This is a genomic window from Micromonospora palythoicola, from assembly GCF_036689795.1.
Taxonomy (GTDB): Bacteria; Actinomycetota; Actinomycetes; order Mycobacteriales; family Micromonosporaceae; genus Micromonospora; species Micromonospora palythoicola.
Genome location: NZ_JBAGKI010000071.1, coordinates 1 through 26,990 on the forward strand (window position 1 = coordinate 1; position 26,990 = coordinate 26,990).

Here is a 26,990-nt window from a genome sequence, read left to right on the forward strand (position 1 = left end):
CGGGGGGGGGGGGGGGGGGGGGGGGGGGGGGGGGGCCCCCCCGCCCCCACCCCCGCGGGGGGGGGGGGGGGGGGGGGGGGGGCCCCCCGGGCCCCCCCCCCCCCCGGCGGCCGGTCAGTGTTGCGGGATGTGGGCGACGCCGATGCGCTTGCGGAACACCCAGTAGGTCCAGCCCTGGTAGGCCAGCACGATCGGGGTGAAGAAGACCGCCACCCAGGTCATGATCGTGAGGGTGTAGGGGGTGGAGGCGGCGTTGGTGGCGGTGAGGGTGCCGGCGGGATCGAGCGTGGAGGGCAGCACGTTCGGGAACAGGGCGGCGAACAGGGTGGCCACGGCCAGGCCGATCGCCGTGGCGGTGCCGGTGAAGGCCCAGCCCTCGCGGCGTACGGTGGCGGCGGCGAGGCCGCCGAGGAGGGCGAGCGCGGCGGCGACGGCGAACACGACGGCGGCGGTGCTGGAGCGGATGGTCAGGGTCCAGCTCAGGAAAGCCACCGCGAGGACCGCGGCGGCGACGCCCAGGCGCACGGCGAGCGCGGCGGCGCGGTCGCGGATGTCGCCGACGGTCTTGAGGGCGACGAAGACGGCGCCGTGGGTGGCGAACAGCGCCGCGGTGGTCGCGCCGCCGAGCAGGGCGTACGGGTTGAGCAGGTTGAACAGGCCGCCGACGTACTCGTGGTCGGCGTCCAGGGGTACGCCCCGCAGGATGTTGGCGAACGCCACACCCCACAGGATCGCCGGGACGAGCGAGCCGAAGAAGATGGCGTTGTCCCAGCGGCGTTTCCAGGACACCTCGGATCGCTTGTGGCGGTACTCGAAGGCGACACCGCGGGCGATCAGGGCCAGCAGGATGAGCAGCAGGGGCAGGTAGAAGCCGGAGAAGAGGGTGGCGTACCACTCTGGGAAGGCGGCGAACATGGCGCCACCGGCGGTGATCAGCCAGACCTCGTTGCCGTCCCAGACCGGCCCGATCGTGTTGATCATGACGCGGCGTTCCTTGTCGTCGCGGCCGAGCACGGGCAGCAGCACGCCGACGCCGAAGTCGAAGCCTTCGAGGATGAAGTAGCCGGTGAACAGCACGGCGACGAGGAGAAACCAGATGGTGGTCAGTTCCACGGTGGGGCTCCGGACTCAGTAGGCGAAGGCGAGCGGGCGCTCGGCGTCGTCGGTGTCGTCGGGTTCGGGGGCCGGGGTGACGTCGGGTACGCCGGCTCTGGCGTAGCGGATCAGCAGTTTCACCTCGATGACGGCGAGGACGGCGTAGATGAGGGTGAAGGCGGTGAAGGAGGTGAGCACCTCGGTCAGGGAGACGCTGCGGGACACGCCGTCGCGGGTGAGCATCTCGCCGAAGACGATCCAGGGTTGGCGGCCCATCTCGGTGAAGATCCAGCCGAAGGAGTTGGCCAGCAGCGGCAGGATCGGCATGACCAGGCCGGCGCGCAGCAGCCAGGTGCTGTTCGGCACGGCGCGGCCCTTGCGTTGGGTCCAGAGCACCAGCAGGGCGATGGCGGCGGCGGCGAGCCCGAAGCCGATCATCATCCGGAAGCTCCAGTAGGTGACCGGGATGATCGGGGTGTAGCTGCCGGCGCCGTACTGGGCGCTGTAGCTGGCCTGGAGGTCGTTGATGCCCTGCACGGTGCCGTTGGGGTCGCCGGTGCCGAGGTAGGACAGCAGGTACGGGATCTTGAGGGCGAACAGTTCCCGGCTGCCGTCGAGGCTGCCGATGGTCAGTACGGAGAACGAGGCGGGGCTCTCGGTGGTGTAGAGGCCCTCGGCGGCGGCCATCTTCATCGGCTGCACCTGCGTCATGATCTTGCCTTGGATGTCGCCGGTGATGACGACGAGAGCGGCGCTGGCCAGGGTGACCCAGGCGCCGAAGCGGGCGGCGAACCGGTAGGCGGGGGTGTCGGCGCTGTCGCGGTTGCGGATCAGGTGCCACAGGGCGACGGCCACCAGCAGCGATCCGGCGACCAGAAAGGCGCCGGCGATGGTGTGCGGGAAGGTGATCAGGGCGACCTTGTTGGTCAGCACGGCGACGAAGTCGGTCAGCTCGGCCCGTCCGGTGTCCGGGTTGTAGCGGTAGCCGACCGGGTTCTGCATGAACGAGTTCGCGGCGAGGATGAAGTACGCCGACAGGTTGGTGCCGATGGCGGCGGCCCAGATGCTGGCCAGGTGCAGGCGTTTGGGCAGGCGGTCCCATCCGAAGATCCACAGGCCGATGAAGGTGGATTCGAGGAAGAACGCGACGAGGGCCTCGATGGCCAGGGGCGCGCCGAAGATGTCGCCGACGAAGCGGGAGTAGTCGCTCCAGTTCATGCCGAACTGGAACTCCTGCACGATGCCGGTGACGACGCCCATGGCGAAGTTGATCAGGAAGAGTTTGCCGTAGAACTTGGTGAGTTTGAGGTACTTCTCGTCTCCGGTGCGGTGCCAGAGCGTCTGCAGGATGGCGACCAGGACGGACAGGCCGATGGTCAGCGGTACGAAGAGAAAGTGGTAGACGGTGGTGACACCGAACTGCCAGCGGGCGACGTCCAATGCGTCCACCTGCGACCCCCAGCCAGTCGTACTACAAGACGTAGTAAATACTACTGCGCGTCGTACACGAAATGGCAGGGGCGGGTGGCCCGAACCGGACCGGGACCAATGACCCTGCTCACTCCTGCCGTACGACCCGCCCTGGGCGGCACCTCGTCGGTTTGCCGTGCGATCATGTCCCGCTGATGGAAGCAGCCCACTCCCCCTGGCGTCCGCCGCTGATCTGGCGCGTCGCGTTGCTGCTGGCCCGCCTGGTCGTCGGGATGCTGGCCCGGCTGCGGGTCACCGGCGACATACCGGCCCGGCTGCGCGGCGGACCGCTGATCCTGGCCGCCAACCACATCAGCCCGTTCGACCCGATCGTGCTCGCCGCGGCCTGCCGGGCCCGCCGGGTGGCACCGAGGATCATGGCCACCGGCGGGCTGTTCCGGGCCCCGCTGATCGGCGTCGCGATGCGCCGCGCCGGGCACATCCGCGTCGACCGGGGCACCAGCGGCGTACACCGGGCCCTGGACGACGCCGCCGCCGCGGTCGCCGCCGGCGCACCGATCCTGGTCTACCCGGAGGGACGCATCGGCCTGGACCCGGGCATGTGGCCCGAACGCGGCAAGACCGGGGCCGCCCGTCTCGCCCTGGCCTGCGGTGCCCCCGTCGTCCCGGTCGCCCAGTGGGGATCCCACGAGGTGCTGCCCTACCAGACCCCCAAGGGCCTGCTGGGCGGCATCGTCCGCGCGCTGGTCCGTCGCCCGACGGTCCGAGTGCACTTCGGCGACCCGGTGGAGCTGACCGACCTGACCGGTGGCGCCCCGGGCGCCGCCCGACGGGCCACCGACCGGATCATCGACGCGATCACCGACACCCTCGCCCCGCTGCGGCCGGACGAACCCGACCGGCCCCGCCACGTCGACCCCGGCCGTCCGGTCGACCTCGCTCGCGCACACCGGCGCCGTCCCACCGCAGGCTGACCGCTCGCCGCAAACCCGGGCGCGAGCCAGGCTCAGGTCGCCTTGCCGACGACGCTGAGGCCGCCGGTGCCGACCGAGCGGGGAAGGCTACCGTCCGGCATCCGGAAGTCACCGACGGGTATCGGATGGGCGTGGACGACGGGACGCACCCGGCGCGCCGCCGGCCCGCCACCAGGCGGTCACCCGGGCCAGGCATACTGCGCCGCGTGCCCACGACCGCGCACCCCTACCTCGACGCGCCCGCGCCGCTGGCCTTCGCCCACCGCGGCGGCGCCGCCGACGGCGACGAGAACACCGCCGCCGCGTTCGCCCGGGCGGTCGAGCTGGGCTACCGGTACGTCGAGACCGACGTGCACGGCACCGCCGACGGGGTGGCCGTGGTGTTCCACGACGACACCCTGGAACGGGTCACCGGACACCGTGGCCGGGTGGGCGCGATGCGCTGGGCCGATCTGGCCACCGTGCGGGTCGGCGGCTCCGCCGTGGTGCCCCGCCTCGACGAGGTGCTCGACGCGTGGCCACAGGTGCGGTTCAACATCGACGTCAAGTCCGACGCCGGCGTGACGCCCACGGTGACCACGGTCGACCGGGCCGGCGCCGTCGACCGGGTGCTGCTGGCCTCGTTCAGCGACGCCCGGCTGAGCCGGCTGCGGGCGCTGACCGGCGGGCGGGTCGCCACCAGTCTCGGGGTACGCGGGGTGGCCCGGCTGCGGTGGGCCTCGTGGACCGGCCGGCCGCTTCGGTTGCCGCCGTCGGTGGTGGCCGCGCAGGTGCCGGTGCGCTACGGCCGGGTGCCGGTGGTCGACCGTCGGTTCCTGCGGATGGCTCACCGGCTCGGTCTGCAGGTGCACGTCTGGACGATCGACGAACCTGCCGAGATGCACGAGTTACTTGATCTTGGGGTTGATGGCATCATGACCGACCACGTCGGCGTGCTGCGCGACGTCTACCGCAGCCGCGGCCACTGGGCCGCCTGAACAACCTGGGCGGAGGACCCCCATGGCCGAGACGGTCACCCCGGCGGCGCAGGACGCGCCACCGCCCAGGAGCACCCGCCGCGAGCGCACCGGCTGGTACTTCTACGACTGGGCGAACTCGGCCTTCCAGACCACCGTCATCACGGTCTTCCTCGGGCCGTTCCTGACCAGCGTCGCCGAGGTCGCCGCCGGGTGCGAGCTGGGCGCCGACGAGTGCGTCGGGTACGTGTACCCGCTCGGTGTCAAGGTGGCCGCCGGCTCCTACTACCCGTACCTGATCTCGCTGTCGGTGCTGCTGACGGTCTTCGTGCTGCCGGTGATCGGCGCCATCGCCGACCGGTCGCTGCACAAGAAGCGGCTGCTGGCCGCCACCGCCTTCACCGGGGCCGCGGCGACCATCGGGATGCTCTTCGTCACCGGCGACCGGTACCTGCTCGGCGGCGCGCTGTTCGTCGTCGCCAACATCAGCTTCGGCGCGGCGATCGTGGTGTACAACTCGTTCCTGCCGCAACTGGGCGGTCCGGACGAGCGCGACGCCATCTCCAGCCGGGGTTGGGCGCTGGGCTACCTCGGCGGCGGCCTGCTGCTGGCGTTGAACCTGGTCGCCGTGCAGTCGTTCGACAACGGCACCGCCGAGCGCACCCTCGACCTGGCCCGCTGGTCGATCGTCTCGGCCGGGCTGTGGTGGGCGGCGTTCACCCTGGTGCCGCTGCGCTGGCTGCGGGAGCACCCCACCGCCGCCGCGCTGGCCGCCGCCGGCCGCGGCAACGTGCTCACCGACGGGTTCCGGCAGCTCGGCCGCACCCTGCGGGAGATCAAGGCGTACCCGCTGACGTTGTTCTTCCTGCTGGCGTTCCTGGTCTACAACGACGGCATCCAGACCGTCATCACCCTGGCCAGCCAGTACGGCACCGAGGAACTGCGGCTGGGACAGAGCACCCTGATCGTGACGATCCTGCTGGTGCAGTTCCTGGCCTTCGGGGGCGCGCTGGGGCTGGGCGCCCTGGCCGGGCGGATCGGGGCCTGGAAGACGGTGCTGCTCAGCCTGGTGCTCTGGACCGGGGTGATCGTCGCGGCGTTCCGGCTGCCCGCCGAGGCGCCACTGCCGTTCATGGTGCTCGGCGCGGCGATCGGTCTGGTCCTCGGTGGCAGCCAGGCGCTGAGCCGGTCGCTGTTCAGCCAGCTGATCCCCGCCGGTCGGGAGGGCGAGTACTACGGCTTCTACGAGATCAGCGACAAGGGCACCAGTTGGCTCGGCCCCCTCGCGTTCGGCCTGGTGTTCCAGTTGACCAACTCGTACCGGGTGGGTCTGGTCTCCCTGCTGATCTTCTTCGTGGTCGGGTTCCTGCTGCTGGCGGCGGTGCCGATCCGGCGGGCCATCATCGCCGCCGGCAACACCCCGCCGCGGGTGCTCTGATCCCGGCGGCGATGCGATGATCGACACCCCGGTCGGGGCAACCGCGCGGGCGCGGGTCACCGCGCACTAGGCTGCCGGTCCGTGACGACCGACGACGCCGTACCGACCTGCCTGGCCCGCCCGACCCTGCCCGGTGCGGGCGACAACCCGGCCGGGTGTGTCGCCGCCCGTGGCGTCGACGGACGACCGGCGCACGCCGCCGCGCTGCGGTTCTTCTGGGGGCCGATGGACTGCGGCAAGTCCACGATGGCGCTGCAGATGAACTACAACCATGCCCGGCAGGGACGTCGGGGGCTGGTCACCACCCGCATCGACCGGTCACTCGGCCCACAGGTGACCACCCGCATCGGGTTGGCCCACGAGGCCGTCGAGGTGACCGACGAGCTGGACCTGCGCACCCTGGTCCGGGACGCCTGGGCCGACGGGGTGCGGGTGGACTACCTCATCTGTGACGAGGCCAGCTTCTACGCCGTCGAGCACGTGGAGCAGATGGCCGACCTGGTCGACAGCTACGACGTCGACGTGTACGCCTTCGGCCTGGCCACCGACTTCCGTTCCAGCCTGTTCCCGGCGGCGCGGCGGCTGTTCGAACTGGCCGACTCGGTGGCCCGGATCCAGGTCGAGGTGCTCTGCTGGTGCGGCCGCGAGGGGCTGCTCAACGCCCGCGTCGCCGACGGGCGGGTGGCCCGCGAGGGCGCGCAGGTCGTCATCGGCGACACCGCCGACACCGCCGACGTGCGCTACCAGGTGCTCTGCCGCCGGCACCACCGCGCCGGTGACCTGGGCCCCGGCAGCGCCGCCACCGGAACCTGAACACCGCTCCCGCATAACGAAACGATCACCGCTGCGAACCTTTCTCCGGCCCCGGCCCCTTCTGGTGCATGACGGGAGCACCAACCACGGGCCGCACCGGCCCGCGAACCGGCGGGGGTACCACACAGATGAGGTTCGCGTTGCGGCGTGCCCGGGCCACGAGGGGCCTGCTGCTGGCCGCCGCCGGGGCGGCGCTGGTGGCCACCGTCGCGCTCACCGGTCTGGCCGCGTACAACCGCGACGTCGTCGACTCCGGCACCCGCAACGTGCTGGCCGCGGCCACCGCCGAGGAACGGTCGGTGCTGGTCCGCGCGTCCGCCGGAGGTACCGACGCGGCGCTGCGGGACCGGGACGACGCGTTGCGGCAGCGGGTCGCCGCCGACCTGGCCGGTCTGCCGGCCCGGGTCAGCGCCGCCGGGTACGCGGCTGGCCGGCAGTTGCGCGGCGACACCGGTGACGCTGTCGCCGACCGCAGCGGAGTCACCTACGCGTCGGTGATGTTCCTCGACGATCTGCCCGCGCACGCCCGGTTGACCTCCGGCACGTGGCCGCGGTCCGGGGCCGATCCGGTGCAGACCGCGATCGGCGGGGCCGCCGCGGTGACGCTGCGGGTGGGGGTCGGCGACCGTATCCCGATCACCGACGGGCTCACCGGGCGGGTCACCGAGGTCGTCGTGACGGGCGTGTTCAGCCCCGTGGACCCGGACGCCGCGTACTGGCGGCTGGCGCCGGAGACGAGCACCGGTTCGCTGTCGCAGGCGGCCACCTACGGCCCGATGACCGTGTCCCGGGACGACTTCGCCACCCACTTCCTGGCCAACGCCTCCGCCGGCTGGCTTGTCGAACCCGACCTGGCCGGGATCGGTCCGGCCGCACTGGACCGGCTCGCCGACGCCGCCGCCCGCATCGCCACGAGCAGTGCGGCCGACGCCGGCCTCGGCGACTCCGCGGTGGTCAGCGGCGACCTGGTGGACCTGGTGCAACGACTGCGCCAGGCCACCCTCGTCGGCCGGTCCGCCCTGGTCACGCCGATGCTGCTGGTGGTGGTGCTCGGCGGGTACGCGCTGCTGCTCGTGGCGATCCTGCTCACCGAGCACCGCCGGGGTGAGACCGCGCTGCTGCGGGCCCGGGGCGCCGCCCGCTGGCAGGTGGCCGGGCTGACCGCCCGGGAGGCCACCCTGGTCGTGCTGCCGGCCGTGGTCCTCGCCCCACCGCTCGTCGTGGAGCTGCTGGGGCTGGCCGACCGGCTGCCCGGCCTCGCCGCCGTCTCGCTACGGCCGGACGGGGCCGACCCGGCGGTGTGGCTGGTGGCCGGGATCGCGGCCGCCGGCTGCGCGGCCGCGATGATCGGCCCGAGTCTGCGCCGGGGCGACAGTTACGTCGCCGACCTGGCCAGCCGGTCCCGCCCGAGCCGGCGGGGCGTGGTGCAGCGGGCCGGTCTGGACGTCCTGCTCGTCGGCCTGGCCCTGCTCAGCTGGTACCAGTTGAGCAGGTACTCGTCGCCGCTGTCCCGGTCGCGGGGCGGCGAGCTGGGGGTCGATCCGCTGCTGGCGGCCGCGCCGACGCTCGGTGTGCTGGCCGGGGCGGTGCTCGCGTTGCGGCTGCTGCCGCCGCTGGTGCGGCTGACGGAACGCTGGGTGGACCGCCGGCCGTGGACCGCCGTGCTGCTCGGCACCTGGCAGGCCGGTCGGCGCCCGCACGCCGGGCCGGTGCTGCTGCTCGCCCTCGCCGTGGCGGTCGGCACCCTGGCCTGGTCCCTCGCCGGGACAGCGCAACGGTCCCTCGACGACCAGGCCGCCCACCGGGTCGGCGCCGACCTGCGGCTGACCGAGACCACCGGTGCCGCCCCGGACGGCCGCGCCGACCAGCTCGCCGACCTGCCGGGTACCCGGGCGGTCCTGCCCGCCTGGCGGGAGCCGGTGCGGCTCGGCGCCGGCGCCGAACCGGCGACCATGGTGGCGGTGGACGCCGGTGCCGCCGACGGGGTGCTGCGGTTGCGGTCCGACCTGGCCGGCGGATCCACCGGTCGGCTGCTCGGCGGCCTCGCGGACGCGCGGGTGCCGGCGCCGGCGACGGTGTTGCCGACCGGCACCCGACGACTGACCGGTCAGCTGCGTACCCGGGGCGTCGTCGACGTCGGCACGGGTGGGCCCATCCGCCATGAGGTCGTGCTCAGCGACGTTCGGGGCGAACACCGCCGGCTGGTCCTGGGCTCGACCGGCTGGGACGGTCAGCCGCTACGGTTCGCCGTCGAACTGCCGGCCGGCGACGGGCCGTGGCGGTTGGCCGGCTTCACCACCGAGACCCGCGGTGGCCCACGGCTGAGCCTCGACTGGCGGTTGTCGGACCTGCGGGCCAGCCCGGACACCAGCACCGGCACCCCGGTCGAGCTGGGCGCGGACGGACCGTGGCAGGTGGTCGACCGGGCGGGAACCGCCACCGCGTCCACCGGCTCCGGTGCCACCCTGTCCGGCCGCTACGCACGTGACATGCCGGTGAGCTGGAATGCCCCGGACACTCCGGTGCAGTTGGCCGTCACCCGGCCGGCCGGCACGAACCCGGTGCCGGTGGTCGCCACCGCGGCGGCGCTGGACACGCTGCACCTCGACGTCGGGACGCAGACCCGGCTGTTCCTGGGCGGCGCCGAGGTCGATGTCGTCGTGGTCGACCGGGTCACGGCCCTGCCCGGTGACGTCGAGGACGCCGCGTTGCTTGTCGACCTGCCGTCGTTGCGTGGCCGCCTGTTCCACGCACACGGCATCGTCCGCTCGCCGCAGGAGTGGTGGGTGGCCGCCCGCCCCGGCGCGGCGGAACAGGCGGCCGGGGCAGCCGCCGCGCTCGACGGTCTGACCGTGCTGGATCGCCGGGACGTCGCCGACCAGCTGGCTCGCGACCCGTTCGGAGTGGGCGCCCGCGGTGCCCTCTTCGTCGCCGCCCTCGCGGCGGTGCTGCTGGCCGCGGTGGGGGTGGCCGTGGACGTCAGCGCCACGGCGCGGCGCCGGGCCGGGGAACTGGCCGTGCTGCACACCCTCGGCGCGGGTCACCGCCTGGTGGCCCGGTCATTACTGGCCGAGCAGTCGTTGCTCGCCGGCATGGGTGTGCTGGTGGGGTTGGCCGTCGGCATCGGGGTGGCGGCGACGATGGCCCCGCTTGTCATCCTCACCCCGTCGGCGGACCGCCCCGATCCGCCGCCGCTGCTGAGCGTCGACTGGGTGCCGGTGCTGGGCACCGGCGTCGGACTGCTGGCGCTGGCGCTGGCGTTCAGCGCCGCGGTGTCGGTGAGCGTGCGGCGACGACTCACCGCCGCGCACCTCCGTGCCGGGGAGGCCCAGTGAGCGCGAGGAGTGAGCTTGCGAGCCCCGCAGTCGCGAACGAAAGGCCAGCACCGTGAGCGCGAGGAGTGAGCTTGCGAGCCCCGCAGTCGCGAACGAAAGGCCAGCACCGTGAGCGCGAGGAGTGAGCTTGCGAGCCCCGCAGTCGCGAACGAAAGGCTGGCCCAGTGAGCGCGAGGCGGATCCGGGCGTACGGCGGTCAGGTGGGCCTGCTGGCGGTGCTGGGGTTGGTGGCGGCGCTGCTGCTGACCGCCGCACCCCGGCTGACCGGCGAGTACGCCGACCGGGGGTTGCGCGCGGACGTGGCCCGGCTGCCGCACCTGGTGCGGGACGTGTCGCTGGCCGGGCCGAGGTCCGCGCCGGCCGCGGCCGGGCAGGCCGATCTGGACCGTTACGCCGCCGAGTTGCCGCCGCCGCTGCCCGGCCTGGTGGAGCGCCGGTGGTACGCGGCGTCGTTGGACGAGGAGCAACTGTTCGCCGTCGGCGACGAGCCGCCGATGGACGGTGGTGCCCGCAAGCTGTTCGGCCTGCGCGCCCAGACCGGTGTCGCGGAGGCGGCCGAGCTGACCGCCGGACGCTGGCCCCGCACCCGTCCGGGCGGCCCGGCGGAGGTGGTGGTGTCGGGGGCGGTGGCCGAGACGCTGTCCCTGCGTACCGGCCAGCGGCTGCGGTTCGCCGGACGCGACGGTCAGGCGGACGCGCGCGTCGTCGGGGTGTTCGAGCCGCGCGACGCCGGTGACCCGGTCTGGGACGATCTGGGCTACGCGCTGGAGCCGGTGGTGCCGGTGCTGGACGGCGAGCCGTACGTCGTGGCGGGGGTGACCGACTGGGCCGGCGTGGACGTCGTCGCCGCCGGCAGTGGTGTCGCCGCCGTCAGCGGTTGGCGGTACCGCCTCGACGCGCGGCGGCTGAACGCGGCGGGGCTGGAGTCGGTGACGGCGGCGGTGGCCGAGGCCCGCCGCATGTCGTGGAGTTCGGGTGCGACGGTGCAGACGTCGCTGGACGGCGCGCTGTCGCGGTTCGCCGGGCAGTTGCGCGCCGTGCAGGCCCTCCTCGCGGTGGTCCAGGCGGGGCTGGTCGCCAGCCTGTTCGGGCTTATCGTGCTGGCGGCGAGGTTGACGGTGCTGCGGCGCCGCGACGAGTTCGCCCTGCTGCGGGCCCGGGGCGCCGCCCTGAGCGCCGTCGGGCTGCGGGCCCTGGCCGAGTCCGCGCCGGTGCAGCCGTTGGCGGTGCTCGTCGGTTGGTTCGTCGGCAGCCGGGTGCCGGGGCACGACGAGGGATTCCCCTGGGCGGTGCTGGCGCTGGCGGTGCTCACCACCGCGGTGGTGCCGGTGCTGGCGATGTACTCGCAGCGGCGGGTCGGGGTGGTCAGCGGGCGCGCCGATGTGGCGTGGCGTCGTCCGTCGGCGCGACGGCTGACGGTCGAGGCGGGTGTGCTGGTGCTGGCCACGCTCGGGGTGGTGCTGCTGCGCCGGCGTGGTCTCGACCCGGGTGCCGGTGTCGACGCGTACCTCAGCTCGGTGCCGGTGCTGGTCGCGGTCGCCGCCGCGTTGGTGGCGGTGCGGCTGGTGCCGTGGCCGCTGCGGGCGGCCGGTCGGTTCGCCGCGCGGGCCCGGGGCGCGGTGCTGTTCCTGGGTGTGGCCCGCGCCGCACGGGGTGCGCCGGTGGCGTTGGGTCCGCTGGCGGTGCTGATCGTCGCGGTCAGCACCGGGGTGTTCGGCGGGGTGGTCACCTCCACCGTCTCGGCGGCCCGGGACCGGGCGGCCACGTTGACGGTGCCGGCGGACGCCTGGCTGACCGGATACACCTTCTCCCCCGACGCGCAGGACGCGCTGTCCGGGGTGGCCGGGGTGTCGGCGGTGGCTCGGGTGTGGGTGGACTCGAACCGGCGGCTGGTGCCGCAGGCGGGGTCGCCGTCGCGGCAGATCGGCACGGCCCGGGTGTTGGTGGTGGACGCTCCGGCCTTCTCGGAGGTGGTGGCGCGCAGCGGTGTCGAGGTGAACGTGCCGGCGGCCCTGCGGGCTGCCGCGCGGGGTGACGGGCCGGTGCCGGCGGTGGTGTCGGCGGCGATGGCCACGCAGGTCGGTGACCAGGCCGCGGTGGACGTGCAGGGCAGGTTGTACGAGTTCCGGGTCGCCGAGGTGGTCGAGGCCTTCCCGGGTGTGGGGTTGGGCGCCGAACGGTTCGTGGTGCTGCCGTGGCAGGCGCTTCCGGAGTACGAGTACACGCCGATCATCCCGAACCGGTATCTGGTGGCCGGTGACGACATCGACGAGGCGGACCTGCTGGGGGTGGCCGACGACGCGCAGCGGCGGCGGCAGTCGGCGGTGCTCGGCGTGGAGGTGACGCGGACGCAGGTGCCGGCCTCGTTGCAGACCTGGCGGGGGTACCGCGAGGACCTCGACCGCACCGGCGCCAACGACGTGCTGACCCTGGCGTTCACCGCCGGCGCGGCCGGCGGCACCGCGCTGGCGGTGTTGGCCGTCGGGTTCGCGGTGGTCGCCGACGCCGCCGGGCGGGGCCGGATGCTGTCCCGGCTGCGCACCCTGGGCCTGTCCGCCGGCCGTGGCCGGCGGCTGCTGGTGTACGAGCTGGTGCCGCTGGTACTGGTCGCGGCGCTGACCGGGGCGGCGGTGGGTGCGGCTATGCCCCGGATCCTGGGGCCGACGCTCGGGCTGTCCGCGTTCGTGCCCGGCGTGCCGGTCCGCGATCACCTGGATCCGTTGGTGCTGGCCTCGGTGCTGGGGCTGGTGGTCCTGGGCCTGGTGACCGGGCTGGTGGTGGAGAACCTGATGAACCGGCGGATGCGCCTCGGTGAGGTGCTGCGGCTGGGAGAGGAGAACCCGTGACGATGGTGTCTGATGGTCCCGACCTGGCGACGCTGCAACGACGGGCGGCGGAGCGGGCCGCCGCGCGGGCCGGTGGTGCCGACCGGCTGCGTGGCCACATCGTCTGCGACGGGCTGGTACGCATCTTCACCAGCGACGGGGTGGAGGTCGTCGCTTTGCAGGGCCTCGATCTGGTCGTGGACCGTGGTGAGCTCATCGCCATCGTGGGCGCCTCCGGCTCCGGCAAGTCGACGGTGCTGAACATCCTGTCCGGGCTGGACACACCGACCGCGGGCATCGCCCGGGTGGCCGGGTACGACCTGCTGACCATGTCGGCGGCCAAGCGGCTGCGGTACCGGCGGCACACCGTCGGGTTCGTGTGGCAGCAGACCGCACGCAACCTGCTGCCGTACCTGACCGCCCGGGAGAACGTGGAGTTGCCGATGCGGCTGGCGCGCCGGGGTGGGCGGGCCGCGCGGCGGCGGGCGGCGGAGCTGCTGGAGATGGTCGGCGTCGGCTACTGCGCGGACCGTCGGCCGGGGCAGATGAGCGGCGGTGAGCAGCAGCGCTGTGCCGTCGCGGTGGCGGTGGCCAACGACCCGGAGGTGCTCTTCGCCGACGAGCCGACCGGTGAGCTGGACGAGGCGACGGCCGGGGAGGTCTTCGCCGCGCTGCGCACCATCAACGCCGAGCTGGGGGTGACCGTGGTGGTGGTGACCCATGACCCGCAGGTCGCCTCGCAGGTGCGCCGGACCGTGTCGATCCGCGACGGGCGCACCGCCTCGGAGGTGCACCGCACCGCGCGGGTCGGCGCCGACGGCGTCGAGGAGTTGGTGACCGAGGAGTACGCGGTGCTGGACCGGGCCGGACGGATGCAGCTGCCGGCGGGTTTCGTCGACGCGTTGGCGTTGCGCGACCGGGTGCGGTTGACCCTGGAGCCGGACCACGTGCAGGTCCGTCCCGGTGACGAGAGGAGTGCGCGGTGAGCGAGCAGGAGCTGATCCGGGTCGAGGGGCTCAGCCGCGACTACGGCGGTGGTGACCGGGTCGTCCACGCGCTGCGGGAGGTGTCGTTTCGGGCCGGTCGCGGTGAGCTGGTCGCGGTGCGGGGCCGGTCCGGGGCGGGCAAGACCACGTTGCTGAACCTGATCGGTGGCCTGGACCGGCCCACCTCGGGGCGGGTGTGGGTGGCCGGGCAGGAGGTGACGGCGGCCAGCGAGAAGGAGTTGCTGCGGCTGCGTCGGGACACCATCGGGTTCGTGTTCCAGTCGTTCGGACTGGTGCCGATCCTGTCCGCGGCGGAGAACGTGGGGGTGCCGATGCGGCTGGCGAAGGTGCCGGCGGCGGACCGTGAGCAGCGCGTGTCGGTGCTGCTGGAACTGGTCGGGTTGGGCGGGCACGCCGCGCAGCGGCCGTACGAGATGTCCGGCGGGCAGCAGCAGCGGGTGGCGATCGCCCGGTCGTTGGCCAACGATCCGGCACTGCTGATCGCCGACGAGCCGACCGGCCAGTTGGACTCGGAGACCGGCCGGGCGGTGATGGACCTGCTGCGGGCGGTGGTGCGTGCCCGGGGGATGACGGCCCTGGTCGCCACGCACGACCCGACGCTCGTGGAGTTGGCCGACCGGGTGCTGGTGTTGCGTGACGGCCGGCTCGTCGAAGCGGCCGAGCCGGTCCCGGCGTGACTGGGGTGCCCGGCGAGGGGTGTCAGTACGGGTCGCCGCAGACGCGCCAGCCACCGTCCTCCCGTACCACCGACAGGTCCCGTTGTTCGGTGCTGCCGCTGTCGCGGGTCAGCAGCACGGTGACCTTGCCGTGGGGTCGGCCGCCGCTGGTGGCCACGGACACGTCCACGATCTCGTAGTCGCGCACCACCGGCGGGGTGCGTACCCAGCTGGTGAAGCCGAGTTCGCTCCACCGGGTACGCGCGTCGGCGCAGAGCCGCTCGTAGGCGCTGCCGGTGTCGCCCGTGGTGACCTCGCGCAGGAATCCCTCGGCGGTCTCGCGCACCGGGGCGGCGGCCTGGGTGACCAGTTGCAGGTTCCAGGCGCCCAGGCCGGCGACCCCGACACAGCACAGCGCCGTCCCGGCCGCGGCGACGACGAGGCCGACCCGCATCGGATGGCGTCGCCGGGCCGGTCTGCTCCACGGCTGCGCAGCGCCCACACCAGTCGACGGTAGAGAATCGTCCGCCGCGGCGGGCGGAAAAGGGGACGTGGCCGGGCGGGACCGTACCGCGTCCCGTCCGGCCACGCCCGGGGTAGGTCGTCGATCAGGACTTGATCTCCTTGCGGCCGTTGCCGGTCGCACTGATGGTGACCCGGCGGGGCTTGGCCCGCTCGGCCACCGGGATCCGCAGCGTCAACACGCCGTTGTCGTAGCCGGCTTCGAGCTTGTCGGTGTCGAGGGTGTCGCCGAGGAACAGCTGGCGGCTGAAGATGCCCATCGGGCGCTCGGCGGCGACGAGTTCGACGTTGTCGCCGGCGGGACGGCGCCGCTCGGCGCGCACGGTCAGCACGTTGCGCTGCACCGTGCAGTCGATGCTCTCCGGGTCGACTCCGGGCAGGTCGAAGGCGGCGTAGAAGAAGTCGCCGTCGCGGTAGGCGTCCATGTGCATGACGGCCGGTCGGCTGGTGCTGCCGAAGAACTGCTCGGCGAGCCGGTCGATCTCACGGAACGGGTCGGTGCGCATCAGCATCGTGTGCCTCCTCGGTTCTCCTGGCCGAAGGTCCCTAGTTGAGTCTGGTCGACTCAACTTCCACTTCCTTATTTAGCGCGCCCAGCCGCCACCCGTCAAGTCGTCCGGCGCGTGGTCAGTGACCGCGCTTCGGCAGCAGGGCGACCAGCGCGGTCGGTACCGCCAGATGCATCAGACCAAGGGCGATCTTGGCTCCGCCGGTGGCATCGACCTGGAACAGCGGCACGAACGACAACAGCGTCACCGCCACCACCAGACCGAGCCAGATGGTGGTGGCCCGCCGCCCGGCGAACCGCTCCAGCACGGCCAGCGCCGCCCAGCCCAGCAGGGCCGAACCGAGGGAGACGACGACGACCGGAACGAGGTTGACCACCACCTCGGGTTGCCCCGGGCTGCGGACCGCGTAGTCGACACCGCCGAGCGCGCCGACGAGCCAGATCGCGACGCAGGCCGCGACGGCCGCCAGCGGGCCGAGGGCGCGTCGGCGCGGGGAGGTGGCGGTGTTGACGGGGTGCGCGGCGGCGCTGCTCATGGACCACTCCTCGAAACAGGGATACCTGAACAGCGAACGTAGCAGATAGTCCCGCACGAGACTATCTGCTACGGAACAAGATGATGTGAGCCGCCGGCGCGGACGGATCGTCAGCAGACGGAGCCGGCCACCCCGGAGGTGTGGGCGCCGGAGAGCCGCTCGTCCACCAGCCGTCGGATGGCCCGGAGGAACACCTCGCGTTCGGCCTCCGGCAGTGTGGCGAGCACATCCGTTTCGAGGCGGGCGGCGACCTGCCGGGCCTGGTCGAGCACCCGCTCCCCCTGGGGTGTCACCTCGACCAGCCGGGCCCGGCGATCGCTCGGCGCCGGTACGCGTCGGGCCAGGCCGTTGGCCTCCAACTGGTCCAGGGTCACCACCATGGTGGTCTTGTCCACGCCGCACAACTCGCCGATCTGGCGCTGGGTCAGGTCACCACCGCGGGCGCGCAGCAGCACCCCGTACGCCCTGGGCGAGATGCCCAACTCGGCCAGGCCGGCGGCGTGTTCCGCGCGCAGCGCATGACTGGCCCAGCTGAGCAGGAACATCAGGTCAGACGGGCGACCCGGCGGCGGGGATTCCATACACCGAGGCTAACAAGATCCTCCGGACCAGGATCATCACCCGCTCGCCGGCCGGCGGGTGGTGTCCGACCTGGTGGAAGCAGCTGCGGCGAGCGTCGCACAGGGTGCGGACGTCGGTGGGCCGACAGCCGACGGCACCGGCGTGCGTCACCGGGGGTGACCGGCGGGCGCGCGGATCGCCACGACGGGCGCGGCATGCGGGTTAGGGTGCTGCGATGGCTACCCACTCCGCCGCGGTCGAGGCGCTCAAGACCGATCCTCGCACCGCCTCGCTGCGCCGATCGCTCGAGGTCTACTACGGCAACCCGGACCGGGACGCGGCGATGGACGCCTTCTACGCCCGCTTCGTCGGCCCCGGCGACCTGGTCTTCGACATCGGTTCGCACGTCGGGGACCACATCGGCAGCTTCCGTCGGCTCGGTGCCCGGGTCGTCGCCGTCGAGCCGCAACCGCTGTGCCTGCGGGCGTTGCGGGCCATCTACGCCGACGACGACCAGGTCACGCTGATCGAGGCGGCCTGCGGTGCCCAGGCCGGTCGGATCGGTTTCCTGGTCAACTCGGCCAATCCCACCGTCTCCACCGCCTCCACCGACTTCGTGGCGGCAGCCGCCGGGGCCGGCGGTTGGGAGGGGCAGGTCTGGGACGGCCAGATCGAGGTGCCGGTGACCACCGTCGACACGCTGATCGCCGAACACGGCACACCGAGCTTCGTCAAGATCGACGTGGAGGGTTTCGAGGACGCGGTGCTCGCCGGGCTGAGCCATCCCCTGCCCGCCCTGTCCTTCGAGTTCACCACGATCGGCCGGGCGGTCGCGGTGCGCTGCCTGGACCGGCTCGCCGCCCTCGGCTTCGACGGTTTCGACGTGGCCCTCGGCGACGACAAGTCGCTGACCCTGGGGCGTTGGGTCGATGCCGAGGAGATGGCCGCGCACCTGCTCGCGCTGCCGCACGAGGCCAACTCCGGCGACGTGTACGGCGTGCGCACGACGCGCGGTTGACCCCGCCGCTCAGCCGCGGCGGCGGGCCCGGGCCGCCCAGATGGCGTACGCCGGATCCCGGTCCAGGTTGTGCCGGTCCCGGTCGTAACGCCGGGTGGTACGCGGATCGGCGTGACCCATCGCGTCCTGCACGTCCTCCAGCGGCACCCCCTCGGACCGGGCGGTCGTGGCGAAGGCGTGCCGCAGCGAGTGCGGCGACAGCCGGGCCCACGCGGCGATCCCGGCGGCACGGGCGAGCCGTCGGACCAACCGGAACACCGAGTGCCGGTCGAGCCGGGCACCGCTGGCGGTGACCAGCAGCGGACCCGTCAACTCCGCCACCGGCACCCGCTGGGCGGCGGCCCGCTCGGCCAGGTACGCGTCGACGGCGTACGCCGTGCCCGGGGTCAACGCCCGACGGCGCGCCCGCCCGCCCTTGCCGACGAAGCGCACGCTGCGGTGTCCCCGCTCGGCGCCCAGGTCGTCCAGGTTCAGCGAGACCAGTTCCCCCACCCGCAGTCCCAGATCGGCGAGCAGCGCGACGGCGGCCCGGTTGCGGGCAGCGGTCGGGCCCGTCTCGGCCTCGGCCGCCGCGAGCAGCGCGTCCACCTCGTCCGGGGCCAGACCGACCGTGCCGGAGTGGTCCCGGTCGACCCGGGGTCGGTCGGCCCCGGCCACCGGGTTCAGCTCCACCGCCCGCAGCTTGACCAGGAAGTCGTACCAGCTCGACAGCGCGGACAGCTTCCGGGCCACCGTCGCCGGGGTCAGCGGGCGGCCGGTCCGGGCGGAGACGGTGTCCTCCAACGCCCGCCCGTACTCGTTGACGTGCAGGAAGTTCGCCCGCAGCGGGTCCAGCCCCCGGGCGGCGCACCAGGCCAGCCAACCGGCGACGTCCCGGCGGTACGCGTCACGGGTGTGCTCGCTCAACCGTCGGTTGCGCAACCACGCGTCGGTGACGGCCATCGGTCCGTCGGGCAGGGCCGGATATGCCGACGGGCGGTACTGCACCGGAGTGTCGTGCGGACGCATGTGAAAAATGCTCTCAGTCCTGTGGTGAGTAGACGATCAGGCGCGCCGACACATCATGATCGGCCGGACGGTACATCGCGTCGCACCCGCCCCCTACGCTGGCCCGGTGCTGTCTCAGGTCACCGGTCTGTCCCGACACTTCACCGAGGACACCCTGCGGGCGTACCTGCTCGCCCGCTCGACACGGGCCGGCAACGGATGCCTCATGGTGCGCGGATACGGCAGCCGGCGCGGTGTGCACCAGAAGCTCGCCGGACGGGCCTGGGCACACATCGCGGCGTACGTGGTGTTCGTCGGCGGCTACGACCCCACCCTCGAAGTCCACCATGACTGCGGCGCGCCGGACTGCATCGAGCCGACCCATCTGCGTCAGCTCAGCCATGCGGCCAACTGCCGGGAACGCACCCGACGTCCGCGCTGCCGCAACGGGCACGAGCGGGAAACCGATCCCGCGACGGGGCGCCTGCGGCGGATCTGCCGGACCTGCAACCGCCTGGCGCAGCAACGCTGGCGCGAGCGTCAGGCGGCGGAGGTGGCCGCAGCCCGTGCGGCGTACGGGCGAAGACCCTGCTGACCCGGCCGTCCCCGCCACCTGTGGTGACGGGGACGGTATGGCCGGGCGGGTCGGTCGGAATCCGCCCGGCCACACCGTCAGTCCCCGGCCGTCACCGTGAAGGTGAACCCGGCGATCCGCGGACGGCGCCACGGGACGTCGCACTTGATCCGACGCCGCACCTCGCCTCGGCTGAGACCGAGCCCGTGCGCGACGAGCCGTTCCGGACGCACCGGTACCGGATCGTCGAAGACGACCGCCACCTGGATCGGCCACGTCTGGTCGGGCCACCCCGACGGGGTGTGCAGCCGCCACGCCCCCGTCCAGTCGAGAACGAAGCGGTTGCGGCGGGCGAGCTGCGGATCCAGCAGCCGCGACGCCACCAACGCCGGATCGTTGAGGCGGTATCCGCGCAGTTCCACCGGGTCGAAGGAGCTGACCGGGGTGCGTTCGTACACGGTGAGCTTGCTGGTCCAGTCGCAGGACACGCAGCGGACCAGCAGCCACACGTCGAGCAACTTGTGGTTGGCGTTGACGCGGAACCTGCCGGGACCGGTGGTGGCCGACCCCGACGGGCAGTCCACGCAGCGCAGGGACAGCAGCGGCAGCCTGGTCCGACGGACGACCCAGGGCAGCACGATATGAGGTTGTGAAGACACGGTTGCTCCGAAAGACCTGACCCGAGGCCGATTGAGCGCGGCCTCACACGCGGTACGGCCGGGCGCACGGCGGCAGCCCGGCAGAGCCGACGGGAACGTCGGCTACCGGCGAGCGGAAGATGTCAGGTCTAGCGAGCAGGCGGGGTCACGCGGTTCGTCCTCTGTCCTCACTACCACGGGTCGCAGGCAACCTACGGGAGCGACGGAGCGGGACTCAACCGGTTTCGGTGGTCGGTACGGGCAGGCGTCAACCCGGGTCGAGGAACAGAAGCCACTACCCTCGGAGTCGTCGAGGCACCGCCACGACATGCCGCCTGGCCGACGTCGACGACGGTGGCACCGCGCGCCTCCAGCACGGGGCAATCTCCGCTGCCCGGGCCGTCACCGTGACACGGGCTTCAGTTCCCGCTGTCCTGGGGCTGCGGATTGCTGGCCTCGGTGAACCGGGTCCGGTTTGGGGGCCGGTACGGACCGTCAATTCTGGGCCCTCGCAGAAGTGCTTTGGTTGCCTTCGCCGAGGAGGCGCTGCACCTCACTGTTGACCTGCGGGGATGCGATCCGAGCCCAGGCGGCGAACAGGGAGCGAAAGTACGCGCCGTGCTTGTCCACGGTAGAAGGATCTTGCTCGATGACGTCCAGTTCGTTGACGATGCTGAGATCCACGAAGGGTCGCATCTGGCCGGGGCTCAGGTGCCACGTCTGACCGGTGAAGCGGTCGACGACCTCACCGGTCGTCGCCAGCTCTCGCCAGGTCCGCCGGCGGTCGCAGGCCCCGTACAGATAGACCAATGCCTCAGCGTCGTCGCCGATGAGGTTTCGCAGCGTGGCTCGATCGTTCCAGTCGAGCAGCGTCACATCGAAGCCGTCCGTTCCGTAGACGGCATGCGCGAGACCGGCCAGTTGCGTGTCAACGCCACACTCCAGCTCAGCGAGACGGTCATGCACCCGGCACAGGTGGGCGTGGAGCGTGCCGCCTGGGTGCTGAATTGTCCCAGCTCCACGCTGCCGTAGCCAGCGCCGCACGTCAGAGTCCGCACCCATGGACCGACCTTACGTAAACCGCACCTGGCCGGCAGCCCGTCAGCCTGGGCGGCTCGTCACACCTCGGCACCCTTGCTTCCTCGGGTGCCGAGGCAGTTGGGTCAAAGGCATGGCTCGGATCACGTACGACACCGCGGACGCTGCGGCGTTCGAGGCGACCCGTCACCTCACCGACGACGGACTCTCGGCCTGGCGGGAAGCCGTGACCCGGCACCTTGACCCTCATGCAGGCATGCGAATACTCGACCTCGGCTCGGGCACCGGGATGTGGGCGCGAGCCTTCATTGACTGGTACGACATCGAGGTCACCGCGGTCAAGCCCTCCGAGGCGATGCGCGCCCGCTCGATGTACCAGCCTGTCGTGCATGGCGACGCCGAACGCATCCCGCTCGCCGACGGCAGCGTCGACGCCGCCTGGCTCTCCACGGTCATCCACCACGTGCCAGACCTGAACCGTGCAGCCCGAGAACTACGCCGGGTCGTCCGCCCCGGCGGCCCGGTGCTGATCCGCTCCGCGTTCGCCGGCCGACACCAAGCAATCACCCTGTTCCACTACTTCCCCGAAGCCATCCGTGTGCTCGACACCTACCCCAGCGTGGCCGACGTCGAAGCAGCCTTCACTGCCGCCGGGTTCGTCACCGTCGGCCTCGAACAGGTCCCGCAGGTAACCGCGGCCTCACTACGCGAGGCTGCGACGGCACTGCGCCGCGAGGCACACACCCCTCTGCAACTGATAAGCGACGACGCGTACGTCGCAGGTCTGGCCCGACTGCGCAAGGCAGCGCAACGTGAGACCGGACCCGTGGTCGACGCCCTGGACCTCCTCATCCTCACCTGAGCAGCAACAAGATCTTGAGAAGATCACAGACAATCGTGGCAATGTGGTTGGGGTCGCGGTGACTGCTACATCGGATCGTGGAGTGGCGCCCGTGCGCGTCTCGTTGGCGGTTTATCCAGGCACGTTCGATCCGTTCACCCCGGGACACCGCGACCTGGTGGCCCGCGCTCGGGTGATGTTCGATCGGATCATCGTGTTGCTGGCGGTGAACGCCGACAAGCAACCAACCGCCGGGGCCACGGCCAGGGCGATGCGGGTGCGCGACGCCATGCCGGCAGCCTGGGACAACGTCGAAGTGGACACCTGGGCCGGCCTGACCACTGCCTACTGCCTACGCCGCAGCGCCACGGTCATCGTCCGCGGCGTACGCACGGCTGCGGACCTTGGCTACGAGTACCAGCTCGCCGCGATGAACGAGCAACTCGGCATTCAGACCATCTGGTTGCCGACCCGTCCGCACCTGGCCGCTATTTCATCCACGGCCGCACGCGCACACCGATCGGCACAGTCGGCCCGCCGGCCGCATAACGCTGAATATTGAGGCTCAGCTACCGTAAACCATCGTCCAACCTTGATTCCTCTGCCGCCGCTACGGGCGGACACGCTCAGCTACGACGCAACACGCAGACCACCTTGCCGGGCAGGTCCGGAGGCAGCCCCGAGGTTGTCACCCTCGGACGATACCCCGGTGTTCGATCGGATGTGCTAATCGGCCCGCGTCGCCAGCACGGCCATCAGGACGTCACCCCCGAGTTCGGTTCACTCAAGCAGCCGCCGCCCCCAGCCTCACTGGGTCGGGTCGCAGATGGTCGGGCCCACAACTCCAGCTTCAGCGGGATGTCTCAGATCAACTGGGACAGGACACCCGCGTCGGATCGACCTGTGCACCAGCCCAAGTCCTTACGCACCTTAACAGTCATTATGATGTATGAGCGTTATGCCCGATTTCGGTGAGATAATTATTGGCTTGTCGTAACCGTTAATTCGTTAATTGGTCGCCGGGTGAGTGATGGAAGACGACTCGCTCTCGTTGCGTGGTGATCCTTCCCGGGGTGATCCTGACCGCCGCAGCGCAGACCGGTGACGTGCACCGCCGGTGCTCGGAGCTGGCCGTGCTGGTCGACCGGCGCGACGGTCTGCGCTCCGGCGACGGCTTCGTGCCCGACTCGCGCCGGCACGCCGATCCGGCACTGTTCCTGCCCCGAAGGCGTGGGCGGCGCAGCATGTCGGCACGGCACCGAGGCCGCCGGCGCGCCTCGCGGCCGGCGCTCGGATAGCTGTCCCAGCCCGCCGTCGTCAGTTTCGGGCTGGTGCGCCGACGCCGTCGAGGATGAGGTGGACGGCGTCGGCGATGTCCGGCCAGCTGTCGCCGAGCGCGTCGGTGGTTCGCCGGGGCGGCACGGCGAGACCGAAAAGCGTGGCGAGGAGCACCACGGCGGTCTTCGCCGGGTCGACGTCGGCCCGGATCCGGCCGATCTGCTGCTCGGCGTGCAGGTACCGGGTGAGGAACTCGGGTGGTCCCGGTTCGGGCGTGCCCGCCGTGTCAGCCGGACGAGCCAGTTCGGGGTCGGTGAGCATGGCCAGTTCGAACGGCACGATGTCGGCCCGGAGGGTGGCCAGCCGGGTCAGACAGTCGATCAGGTTGTCGGCGACGGTTGCGGACCCGGCTCGGGCCGGCAGGTCGCGGGCCCATGCGGTGATGGGAGCGGTTTGCCGGGTGATCGCGGCCGCGAACAGGCCGGCCTTGTCGGGGTAGTGCCGGTAGAGAGTGCCTTCGGCGACCCCGGCGGCTTGGGCGATGGCACGCGTGGTGGTCTGGGCGTAGCCGATGTCGCGGACGAGCCGGATCGTCGCGTCGATCAGCTTGTCGCGCGTTGCGTCGCCACGGGCGGCCACCTGGAGGTCCTCCTTGTGTCTGCGGGCGTTGTCGAACAGCAGCTGTCAGTCGGTGATGTCGCGCCGGTGCAGGACGACCTGGGCGATGCCGATGCTCACGAGAGTGTAGGCGGCGCCCAGAGCAAGGGCGCTTCCGTAGCTCAGCACCGTGTTGCCGCCCTGGGCCAGGGCGGACAGGGTGCTTCCGGGCAGCCGGTCACCGATGGTTTCCGCCGCGGCGCGGATGACTGACTCCACGACCAGGACGTATCCCACGCCGACGGAGATGGCGATCGCGGCGGAGCGGGTCACGACGGCCAGGGCGAGCCCGAGGATTCCCCACACCACGAGGGCGCAGAACAGGTTGAGCCAACCTTCGGCCACCGTCGAGGGCACGTTGTCGCGCCAGGCGGAGACGTCGATGCCGGAACCTCCGGCGACCGCCGGGGCGACGATCAGATCGGTGATGACGGCCACGGTCGTGACCGCGGCCGTCCACAACACCAAGGCGAGGATCTTGCCGGTGAGCAGGAGCCAGCGCTTCGGCTGCGCGGAGACGAGCAGCCGGATGAGGCCGGTCTGGTAATCGGTGGCGGCGACCAGTGCCCAGAAGGAGAGCGTGACGACCCCGAACATGCTGGCGGCGGCACCGAGCCCGGCGACCAGACCGTCGGGCCGGGCCAGGTCCGCGGCGGTGGGGAAGCTGACCCCGGGGCCGCTGGCAGGCACGGCGTCGCCGGACGTGACCACCTGGAACATCACGATGTTGATCAGAACGGCGGCGAGGACGGTCAGACCCAGCCAGCCTAGCATGAGGCCCTTCCGGCGGGTCCGGACCAGTTCGCTGCGTACGGCGTTGATGATGTCGGTCACCATTACAGGGCTCCTCGTCCGGCTGCGGTGGCACGGGCCGCCATGAGCTGCTGTTCGGTGTCGCCCGTCATGGCCAGGAACACGTCCTCAAGGGAGTCCTGGGCCACGCTGAGCTCGCGCAGCGTGATGCCGGCGGCGTGGGCGGCCCGATTGATCGGGGCGGCATCCTGGGCGCCGGCCGAGACCCGCACCGCACCGGCGGTGCTGCCGGTCACCTGCCAGCCGTGCGCCCGTATCGCCTGCACCAGGCGATCGGTGTCCGCGTCGTGCTCCGCGCGGAGGTCGACGTGCTGACCGGCGGCGCTCAACAAGCCGGTGATCGGGCCGCTGTAGAGCAGTTCCCCGAACCTGATCACCACGAGGTGTTCGCAGATCGCCTCGATCTCGCTGAGCAGGTGCGAGGAGACCAGCACCGTACGGCCGGCCGTGGCGAGCTGCGCCAACAGAGAGCGGATCTCGACGATGCCCGAGGGGTCCAGACCGTTGGTCGGCTCGTCGAGGATCAGCAGCGCCGGATCGGGCAGCAGCGCCGCGGCGATGCCCAGACGCTGTTTCATGCCGAGCGAGTAGCGCTTGACCGGCTCCCGATCACGGCCGGTCAAGCCCACGGTCTGTAGCACCGCGTCGACGCGCGCGTTCGGTAGCCCACGCAGCCGGGCCAGGGATGTCAGATTCGCCCGTCCCGACAGGCCCGGCACGAAAGCCGGATTTTCCACCAGCGCCCCGACCCGACCGAGATACCGCTCGGGTGCGCTGATCGGCTCATCCAGCACGGTGGCCGCTCCCGCACTGGGCCGGATGAGGCCCATCAGCATCCGGATCAGCGTGGACTTACCCGAGCCGTTCGGGCCGACCAAGCCGATCACCTTTCCGGCCGGTAGGTCCAGCGTGAGCGGCTGCACCGCCGTCAACGTGCCGAAGCGGCGGGTCAGGCCCGCCGCAGTCACCGTCTCCATGCCATCTCCAATCAGGTGAGCGCTCACTCACATTAGCAGACGAGCTGACCTCACCGCGAAGACAACGAGCACCAGCACCACCGCCGACGCGTGCGCTCACCCACGTGTCCCACGTACGAAATCAAGGGAACACGGCCGAAGGCGTCCACGACTCGACCCGCACCCGACGGGGCGTTACGTCCCTGCCCTGCGCGCACTGGTAGGTGGATCGGTGCCTCCGCGCCGGTCGGTCGGCGCGGGCGAGTCAGGCGACGCGGCGGCGACGGAACCAGGAACGCCGCCGAGGGACCGGCGGTTCGGCGGCGGGTGCCGGCGGGGCGGCCGTGCGCCGCTCGTCGCGCCAGCGGCGCACCACCGCGTCGGCGTCCACCGGACGCACCACGACCCGGGGGCCGGACGGGTTACGCAGCCAGGCCAGCACCTCGGCGTTGAGATCGGCCACGACCGCCCGCACCGCCTGCTCGGTGGGCAGATTGCGGACCTCGTCGGGTAGTTGCTCGATGCGACGTCGCAGCAGCAGCGGGGTGGGCAGCAACAGGCTGGTCGGAACCTGTTCGCGCTCCAGGAAACTCTTGATCCACCAGGACTCGTCGTAGGGCAGCCCCCGGCCGGCGATCGGCTTGCCCGCACCGGGCAGGTTGTCGAACTCGCCGCGTTCCTGCGCCGCCCGGATCTGCGCCTCGACCGACGCCTCCCACCGCATCTCCACCCTCGCCACCTCCCCGGACAACCGTAACGTGACCACCGTCTCCCGATGGCGCAGCGTCACGGGGCCTGGCCGGCATTCCCGGGTGCCCTAGGCTCAGGTGCACGGTGGGACGGGGGTCACGGACATGGTCGGTACAGCCGGGATTGTCGGCATCGCGTTGGTCGCCCTCGGGATGGTGCTGACGCCGGGGCCGAACATGGTCTACCTGGTGTCGCGGTCGGTGACCCAGGGCCGACGAGCCGGGCTGATCTCGCTGCTCGGGGTGGCCGCCGGCTTCGCGGTCTACCTGGGTGCGGCGGTCGCCGGCATCGCCACCGTGTTCGTGCTGGTACCGGCGCTGTACACGGCGGTCAAGCTGGCCGGCGCGGCGTACCTGCTGTGGCTGGCGTGGCAGGCGTTGCGTCCGGGCGGGCAGTCGCCGTTCAACCCGGCGCCGCTGCCACCGGATCCGGCCCGCCGGCTGTTCACCATGGGTCTGGTCACCAACCTGCTCAACCCGAAGATCGCCATCCTGTACGTGTCGCTGCTGCCGCAGTTCATCGACCCGGCGCGCGGCAACGTCGCCGGGCAGAGCCTGCTGCTCGGTCTCACCCAGATCACCGTGGCGCTGACGGTGAACACGTTGATCGTGCTCACCGCCGGCGGCATCGCCGGTTTCCTCAGCCGACGGCCACTGTGGCTGCGGGTACAGCGGATGCTGATGGGAACGGTGCTGGCGGCGATGGCGGTGCGGATCGCCGCCGACCGTTCCCGCGCCGCCGTCGCCACCGGCTGAGCCCGCCGTCCGCACAGCCATCGACCGC

General features: G+C 72.0%; 27 protein-coding genes. 14 read left to right on the forward strand and 13 right to left on the reverse strand.

The genetic code is table 11. The features are described 5' to 3' along the window. Positions 1-114: 114 nt before the first annotated feature. Both cydB and V5O40_RS23625 read right to left on the reverse strand, forming a co-directional pair. Positions 115-1,113 (reverse strand): cytochrome d ubiquinol oxidase subunit II, encoded by a 999-nt coding sequence (cydB, locus tag V5O40_RS23620; RefSeq protein ID WP_332907495.1) that lies wholly within the window; start codon positions 1,111-1,113, stop codon positions 115-117. 15 nt (positions 1,114-1,128) lie between these two features. Continuing rightward, positions 1,129-2,544 carry a cytochrome ubiquinol oxidase subunit I gene (locus V5O40_RS23625; RefSeq protein WP_332907496.1) on the reverse strand — a complete coding sequence of 472 codons (1,416 nt, stop codon included), beginning with the start codon at positions 2,542-2,544 and terminating at the stop codon, positions 1,129-1,131. Between the two features lie 176 nt (positions 2,545-2,720). Here V5O40_RS23625 and V5O40_RS23630 point away from each other — a divergent pair, with 176 nt between their 5' ends. The 8 genes from V5O40_RS23630 (at position 2,721) to V5O40_RS23665 (ending at position 14,551) form a co-directional block, all read left to right on the forward strand. Continuing rightward, positions 2,721-3,500: a lysophospholipid acyltransferase family protein gene (locus V5O40_RS23630; protein ID WP_332907497.1), complete on the forward strand. Its 780-nt coding sequence runs from the start codon at positions 2,721-2,723 to the stop codon at positions 3,498-3,500. Between the two features lie 206 nt (positions 3,501-3,706). Further along, positions 3,707-4,477 carry a glycerophosphodiester phosphodiesterase gene (locus V5O40_RS23635; protein ID WP_269741731.1) on the forward strand — a complete coding sequence of 257 codons (771 nt, stop codon included), beginning with the start codon at positions 3,707-3,709 and terminating at the stop codon, positions 4,475-4,477. 22 nt (positions 4,478-4,499) lie between these two features. Next, a complete protein-coding gene (locus tag V5O40_RS23640) occupies positions 4,500-5,894 on the forward strand; it encodes an MFS transporter (RefSeq protein ID WP_332907498.1) in 1,395 nt (464 codons plus the stop codon). Positions 5,895-6,005: 111 nt separating this feature from the next. Further along, a complete protein-coding gene (locus V5O40_RS23645) occupies positions 6,006-6,707 on the forward strand; it encodes a thymidine kinase (RefSeq protein WP_408631936.1) in 702 nt (233 codons plus the stop codon). A 128-nt stretch (positions 6,708-6,835) separates the two neighbouring features. Further along, entirely contained in the window at positions 6,836-10,042 is a 3,207-nt protein-coding gene (locus tag V5O40_RS23650) for an FtsX-like permease family protein (protein WP_332907499.1), read from the forward strand. 164 nt (positions 10,043-10,206) lie between these two features. Further along, positions 10,207-12,888, forward strand: coding sequence for an FtsX-like permease family protein (locus tag V5O40_RS23655; RefSeq protein ID WP_332907500.1), 2,682 nt, complete (start codon positions 10,207-10,209; stop codon positions 12,886-12,888). Positions 12,889-12,890: 2 nt separating this feature from the next. Then, positions 12,891-13,853: an ABC transporter ATP-binding protein gene (locus tag V5O40_RS23660; protein WP_332907518.1), complete on the forward strand. Its 963-nt coding sequence runs from the start codon at positions 12,891-12,893 to the stop codon at positions 13,851-13,853. Continuing rightward, complete coding sequence (locus tag V5O40_RS23665; protein WP_164449865.1) at positions 13,850-14,551, forward strand: ABC transporter ATP-binding protein; 702 nt, start codon at positions 13,850-13,852, stop codon at positions 14,549-14,551. The genes V5O40_RS23660 and V5O40_RS23665 overlap by 4 nt, the downstream gene beginning before the upstream one ends. Positions 14,552-14,573: 22 nt before the next feature. Here V5O40_RS23665 and V5O40_RS23670 read toward each other — a convergent pair whose 3' ends face one another. The 4 genes from V5O40_RS23670 to V5O40_RS23685 form a co-directional block, all read right to left on the reverse strand. Continuing rightward, positions 14,574-15,032: an Rv0361 family membrane protein gene (locus tag V5O40_RS23670; protein WP_332907501.1), complete on the reverse strand. Its 459-nt coding sequence runs from the start codon at positions 15,030-15,032 to the stop codon at positions 14,574-14,576. Between the two features lie 106 nt (positions 15,033-15,138). After that, the gene (locus V5O40_RS23675; RefSeq protein WP_332907502.1) at positions 15,139-15,564 is read right to left on the reverse strand and encodes an Hsp20/alpha crystallin family protein; all 426 of its coding nucleotides are present in this window, start codon (positions 15,562-15,564) and stop codon (positions 15,139-15,141) included. A 115-nt stretch (positions 15,565-15,679) separates the two neighbouring features. Continuing rightward, positions 15,680-16,096, reverse strand: coding sequence for a DUF6069 family protein (locus tag V5O40_RS23680; RefSeq protein WP_332907503.1), 417 nt, complete (start codon positions 16,094-16,096; stop codon positions 15,680-15,682). A gap of 110 nt (positions 16,097-16,206) precedes the next feature. Continuing rightward, on the reverse strand, positions 16,207-16,677 hold the full coding sequence (locus tag V5O40_RS23685) for a MarR family winged helix-turn-helix transcriptional regulator (protein ID WP_332907504.1): 471 nt from the start codon (positions 16,675-16,677) through the stop codon (positions 16,207-16,209). A 215-nt stretch (positions 16,678-16,892) separates the two neighbouring features. Between V5O40_RS23685 and V5O40_RS23690 the strand changes: the two genes are divergently transcribed. Beyond that, positions 16,893-17,675: an FkbM family methyltransferase gene (locus tag V5O40_RS23690; protein ID WP_332907505.1), complete on the forward strand. Its 783-nt coding sequence runs from the start codon at positions 16,893-16,895 to the stop codon at positions 17,673-17,675. 9 nt (positions 17,676-17,684) lie between these two features. Here the strand turns inward: V5O40_RS23690 and V5O40_RS23695 are convergent, their stop codons facing one another. Next, complete coding sequence (locus tag V5O40_RS23695) at positions 17,685-18,683, reverse strand: tyrosine-type recombinase/integrase (protein ID WP_332907506.1); 999 nt, start codon at positions 18,681-18,683, stop codon at positions 17,685-17,687. A 106-nt stretch (positions 18,684-18,789) separates the two neighbouring features. On the opposite strand from V5O40_RS23695, the gene V5O40_RS23700 reads away from it, so the two are divergent. After that, on the forward strand, positions 18,790-19,257 hold the full coding sequence (locus V5O40_RS23700) for an HNH endonuclease (protein WP_332907507.1): 468 nt from the start codon (positions 18,790-18,792) through the stop codon (positions 19,255-19,257). Between the two features lie 77 nt (positions 19,258-19,334). Here the strand turns inward: V5O40_RS23700 and V5O40_RS23705 are convergent, their stop codons facing one another. Together V5O40_RS23705 and V5O40_RS23710 are read right to left on the reverse strand one after the other, a co-directional pair. After that, the gene (locus V5O40_RS23705) at positions 19,335-19,874 is read right to left on the reverse strand and encodes a DUF1062 domain-containing protein (protein WP_332907508.1); all 540 of its coding nucleotides are present in this window, start codon (positions 19,872-19,874) and stop codon (positions 19,335-19,337) included. Between the two features lie 495 nt (positions 19,875-20,369). Further along, entirely contained in the window at positions 20,370-20,936 is a 567-nt protein-coding gene (locus tag V5O40_RS23710; protein ID WP_332907509.1) for a DUF6817 domain-containing protein, read from the reverse strand. A 109-nt stretch (positions 20,937-21,045) separates the two neighbouring features. Here V5O40_RS23710 and V5O40_RS23715 point away from each other — a divergent pair, with 109 nt between their 5' ends. From V5O40_RS23715 to V5O40_RS23725, 3 genes are all read left to right on the forward strand, one after another. Next, the gene (locus tag V5O40_RS23715) at positions 21,046-21,774 is read left to right on the forward strand and encodes a class I SAM-dependent methyltransferase (protein ID WP_332907510.1); all 729 of its coding nucleotides are present in this window, start codon (positions 21,046-21,048) and stop codon (positions 21,772-21,774) included. 91 nt (positions 21,775-21,865) lie between these two features. After that, positions 21,866-22,315: a pantetheine-phosphate adenylyltransferase gene (coaD, locus tag V5O40_RS23720; protein WP_332907511.1), complete on the forward strand. Its 450-nt coding sequence runs from the start codon at positions 21,866-21,868 to the stop codon at positions 22,313-22,315. Positions 22,316-22,811: 496 nt separating this feature from the next. Continuing rightward, a complete protein-coding gene (locus V5O40_RS23725) occupies positions 22,812-23,051 on the forward strand; it encodes a hypothetical protein (protein ID WP_332907512.1) in 240 nt (79 codons plus the stop codon). Between the two features lie 19 nt (positions 23,052-23,070). On the opposite strand, the gene V5O40_RS23730 is transcribed toward V5O40_RS23725, so the two are convergent. From V5O40_RS23730 to V5O40_RS23745, 4 genes are all read right to left on the reverse strand, one after another. Then, positions 23,071-23,670 (reverse strand): TetR/AcrR family transcriptional regulator, encoded by a 600-nt coding sequence (locus V5O40_RS23730; RefSeq protein WP_332907513.1) that lies wholly within the window; start codon positions 23,668-23,670, stop codon positions 23,071-23,073. Positions 23,671-23,715: 45 nt separating this feature from the next. Continuing rightward, a complete protein-coding gene (locus tag V5O40_RS23735; RefSeq protein ID WP_332907514.1) occupies positions 23,716-24,525 on the reverse strand; it encodes a hypothetical protein in 810 nt (269 codons plus the stop codon). Further along, positions 24,525-25,478 (reverse strand): ABC transporter ATP-binding protein, encoded by a 954-nt coding sequence (locus tag V5O40_RS23740; RefSeq protein WP_332907515.1) that lies wholly within the window; start codon positions 25,476-25,478, stop codon positions 24,525-24,527. The genes V5O40_RS23735 and V5O40_RS23740 overlap by 1 nt, the downstream gene beginning before the upstream one ends. Positions 25,479-25,722: 244 nt before the next feature. After that, positions 25,723-26,181, reverse strand: a complete 459-nt coding sequence (locus tag V5O40_RS23745; protein WP_332907519.1) for a DnaJ family domain-containing protein — start codon at positions 26,179-26,181, stop codon at positions 25,723-25,725. 130 nt (positions 26,182-26,311) lie between these two features. On the opposite strand from V5O40_RS23745, the gene V5O40_RS23750 reads away from it, so the two are divergent. Beyond that, positions 26,312-26,962, forward strand: coding sequence for a LysE family translocator (locus tag V5O40_RS23750; protein WP_332907516.1), 651 nt, complete (start codon positions 26,312-26,314; stop codon positions 26,960-26,962). Positions 26,963-26,990 lie beyond the last annotated feature (28 nt).

Bases quoted from the DNA above. Each gene is read 5' to 3' on its own strand.
- V5O40_RS23680 (WP_332907503.1), bottom strand. From the start codon at position 16,096: ATGAGCAGCGCCGCCGCGCACCCCGTCAACACCGCCACCTCCCCGCGC.
- V5O40_RS23750 (WP_332907516.1), top strand. From the start codon at position 26,312: ATGGTCGGTACAGCCGGGATTGTCGGCATCGCGTTGGTCGCCCTCGGG.
- V5O40_RS23630 (WP_332907497.1), top strand. From the start codon at position 2,721: ATGGAAGCAGCCCACTCCCCCTGGCGTCCGCCGCTGATCTGGCGCGTC.
- V5O40_RS23650 (WP_332907499.1), top strand. From the start codon at position 6,836: ATGAGGTTCGCGTTGCGGCGTGCCCGGGCCACGAGGGGCCTGCTGCTG.
- V5O40_RS23710 (WP_332907509.1), bottom strand. From the start codon at position 20,936: ATGGGTGCGGACTCTGACGTGCGGCGCTGGCTACGGCAGCGTGGAGCT.
- V5O40_RS23735 (WP_332907514.1), bottom strand. From the start codon at position 24,525: ATGGTGACCGACATCATCAACGCCGTACGCAGCGAACTGGTCCGGACC.
- V5O40_RS23675 (WP_332907502.1), bottom strand. From the start codon at position 15,564: ATGCTGATGCGCACCGACCCGTTCCGTGAGATCGACCGGCTCGCCGAG.
- V5O40_RS23660 (WP_332907518.1), top strand. From the start codon at position 12,891: ATGGTGTCTGATGGTCCCGACCTGGCGACGCTGCAACGACGGGCGGCG.
- V5O40_RS23695 (WP_332907506.1), bottom strand. From the start codon at position 18,683: ATGCGTCCGCACGACACTCCGGTGCAGTACCGCCCGTCGGCATATCCG.
- V5O40_RS23690 (WP_332907505.1), top strand. From the start codon at position 16,893: ATGGCTACCCACTCCGCCGCGGTCGAGGCGCTCAAGACCGATCCTCGC.
- V5O40_RS23715 (WP_332907510.1), top strand. From the start codon at position 21,046: ATGGCTCGGATCACGTACGACACCGCGGACGCTGCGGCGTTCGAGGCG.
- V5O40_RS23640 (WP_332907498.1), top strand. From the start codon at position 4,500: ATGGCCGAGACGGTCACCCCGGCGGCGCAGGACGCGCCACCGCCCAGG.
- V5O40_RS23745 (WP_332907519.1), bottom strand. From the start codon at position 26,181: ATGCGGTGGGAGGCGTCGGTCGAGGCGCAGATCCGGGCGGCGCAGGAA.
- V5O40_RS23685 (WP_332907504.1), bottom strand. From the start codon at position 16,677: ATGGAATCCCCGCCGCCGGGTCGCCCGTCTGACCTGATGTTCCTGCTC.
- V5O40_RS23740 (WP_332907515.1), bottom strand. From the start codon at position 25,478: ATGGAGACGGTGACTGCGGCGGGCCTGACCCGCCGCTTCGGCACGTTG.